Genomic DNA, 2,522 nt, shown 5'->3' on the forward strand with positions numbered 1-2,522 from the left:
CAGCCCCACAGATTGCGCTTTATCCGGGCATGCCGGCGTCAGTCATGATCGTCACCGAGGAACGCACCGCGCTCGACTATGTGCTAGGTCCGTTGGTTGTGTCGTTCCACTCCGCCTTTCGCCAGAAGTAACTGAGTCCGTAATCTCTCCGCGATGCCATTCGACAGATGGTCGGGCCTGCAAAGCCGAGACAGGAGCTGCCCGGAATCTGGAGGGTCTCCGCATTCCCATCCGACCTGTGCATTTCTGGCACCTCTATATGTTCCATCCAAGCCAGCCAGAGACGCCGACCCTAACTGACGAATTTCTGCTATCGCTTGTCATTTGCCAGAAGTCGCCGTTCCGCTCCCGTCCCACAAATGCCTGTCAGCAATGCGTCTCAAATCGGTCGTAAGGTCAGTTTTGCCATTGCCTGAAAGTTGACGATCGCAGGCATCTGCGCTGGAAGCCGTGGGCCAGCGGCCATCGCCCGATGGCATTCAGGATCGTGCTGGCAAAGCCGCAATCAGCAAAGCAACAAAAGGGGCGGTTTGGCCGTTCTGATCAGTCGCATTGGCGGCTGGGGCATTCGAAGACATGACGACGCCGCAAATTTTGTCATTTGCCGTAACCTTCGTGATGATGGCAGCGTTCGTGTGGGGTCGCTATCGTTATGATCTGGTCGCGGCCGCGGCACTGTTGCTTGCTCTCGCGGTTGGCATCGTGCCTTTTGACGAGGCCTTCAGCGGGTTCAGCGACGATATCGTGGTCATTGTCGGCAGTGCTCTGCTGGTGAGCGCAGGGATAGCACGCTCGGGTATCATGGAGGCCGCCATCAAGCGCTTTGCTCCGAAATTATCGGGAGTTCGGTCGCAACTGGCGCTGCTGGTGATCTTGGTCACGATTCTCTCTGCCTTTGTAAAGAATATCGGGGCGCTCGCTATCATGATTCCGATCGCCTTCCAGTTCGCGCGCCGGTCTAACATTTCACCCTCGACATTCCTGATGCCTATGGCGTTCGGATCACTGCTCGGCGGTCTCATGACGCAGGTGGGAACATCTCCCAACATCGTTGTGTCCCGAGTACGAGAGGAGCTGACCGGAACCGCCTTCACAATGTTCGACTTCACACCTGTTGGAGCTGGCATAGCCGCTGCCGGAACGATCTTCCTGCTGTTTTTCTATTGGTTGTTGCCGGTGCGCGAAAAGCTTGGCGGATCACTGAACGAAGCCCTCGACATCAAGAACTACCTTACAGAGGCTCGAATTGTCGCCGACTCCACGGTGCTCGGGAAAACCGTCGCAGACCTCATGAAGCTCGCCGGCGGCGATGCAATCGTGACGTCGATTCTGCGCAATCGCACGATGCGGATGACGCCACTGCCCGACGCGATCCTCAAGGTGAATGACATCCTGTTGCTCGAAGGCGACCCAGAAGCGCTGGATCGCCTTGTCTCCCAGGGCAGGCTCAGCGTGACCGGGGATAGGGTCGCTGGTGACGACACCACCAACGAAATGGTCGCTATCGAAGCCGTAATCGGTGAAAGCTCCTCTTTGATCGGCTGGACCGCCCAGCGCCTTGCCCTTTACGATCGCTTCAATGTCAACCTCCTGGCTGTCAGCCGTCGCGGGGAGCGCCTCGACCGCAGGCTGGCCGAAGTCGAGCTGAGGCTCGGGGACGTTGTCGTTTTGCGGGGCAGTGCAGCCAGGATGCCCGAGATACTTCGTGAACTCGGCTGCTTACCGCTGGCAGAAAGGGCTATCCTTCTTGGTAGCGTCCGCAAGGGTATCGTGCCGGTAGTAATCCTTGCTCTCGCCATGGTGGCGACGGCGTTTGGGCTGCTGCCAGTCTCCGTCGCCTTCTTCGCGGCCGCTGTCGCGATTGTGCTTTTCAAGGTCATTCCGCTCCGCGACGTATACCAATCGCTCGATGGGCCTATCCTCGTGATGCTGGCCGTTCTCATTCCAGTGAGCGATTCGCTGCGCAGTACAGGGGCGACGGGAGTAGTTGCCGGCGAGCTTGCTAGGCTGGGGACACTCCTTCCGGCGTCCGGCGCACTGATGCTCATCCTTGTCGCCGCCATGGCCGTTACGCCATTCCTCAACAATGCCGCCACCGTCCTTGTCATGGCGCCTATCGCCGCCGAGTTTGCTGGTGATCTGGGCTACCGGCCGGAAGCATTTTTGATGGCTGTCGCCATTGGCGCCGGCTGTGACTTTCTCACCCCGATCGGACATCAGTGCAACACGCTTGTCATGGGGCCGGGTGGCTACCGCTTCAGCGACTATCCCCGTCTGGGACTGCCCCTATCTTTTCTCGTAGTCATTGTTGCCGTGCCGATGCTTATGATCGTTTGGCCAGTGGACTGACATCCGATATTCGGATGCCCTCCTTGGAAATCCCACATGACACTACATTCGTGAATGAGGTCTCCGCCGCGCAACTGAGGGCGAAAAATCCAACGGTGAAAAGTTCGGTGTGCGATCCGGCAAAGAGCCTGAAGCAGACGCCCGGTCAGAAAAGCACCACAAAGGCGGAAAGA

General features: G+C 58.3%; 1 protein-coding gene. It reads left to right on the top strand.

All coding sequences use genetic code 11. The annotated features are described in order from the left end of the window. Positions 1 to 576 precede the first annotated feature (576 nt). Positions 577 to 2,349 carry an SLC13 family permease gene (locus tag EN893_RS28835; protein ID WP_127266849.1) on the top strand — a complete coding sequence of 591 codons (1,773 nt, stop codon included), beginning with the start codon at positions 577 to 579 and terminating at the stop codon, positions 2,347 to 2,349. Positions 2,350 to 2,522 lie beyond the last annotated feature (173 nt).

It is taken from the genome of Mesorhizobium sp. M7A.F.Ca.CA.004.04.2.1 (genome assembly GCF_004022825.1).
Taxonomy (GTDB): Bacteria; Pseudomonadota; Alphaproteobacteria; order Rhizobiales; family Rhizobiaceae; genus Mesorhizobium.

Excerpts from the sequence above, each read along its gene's own strand:
- EN893_RS28835 (WP_127266849.1), top strand. The coding sequence starts at position 577 with ATGACGACGCCGCAAATTTTGTCATTTGCCGTAACCTTCGTGATGATG.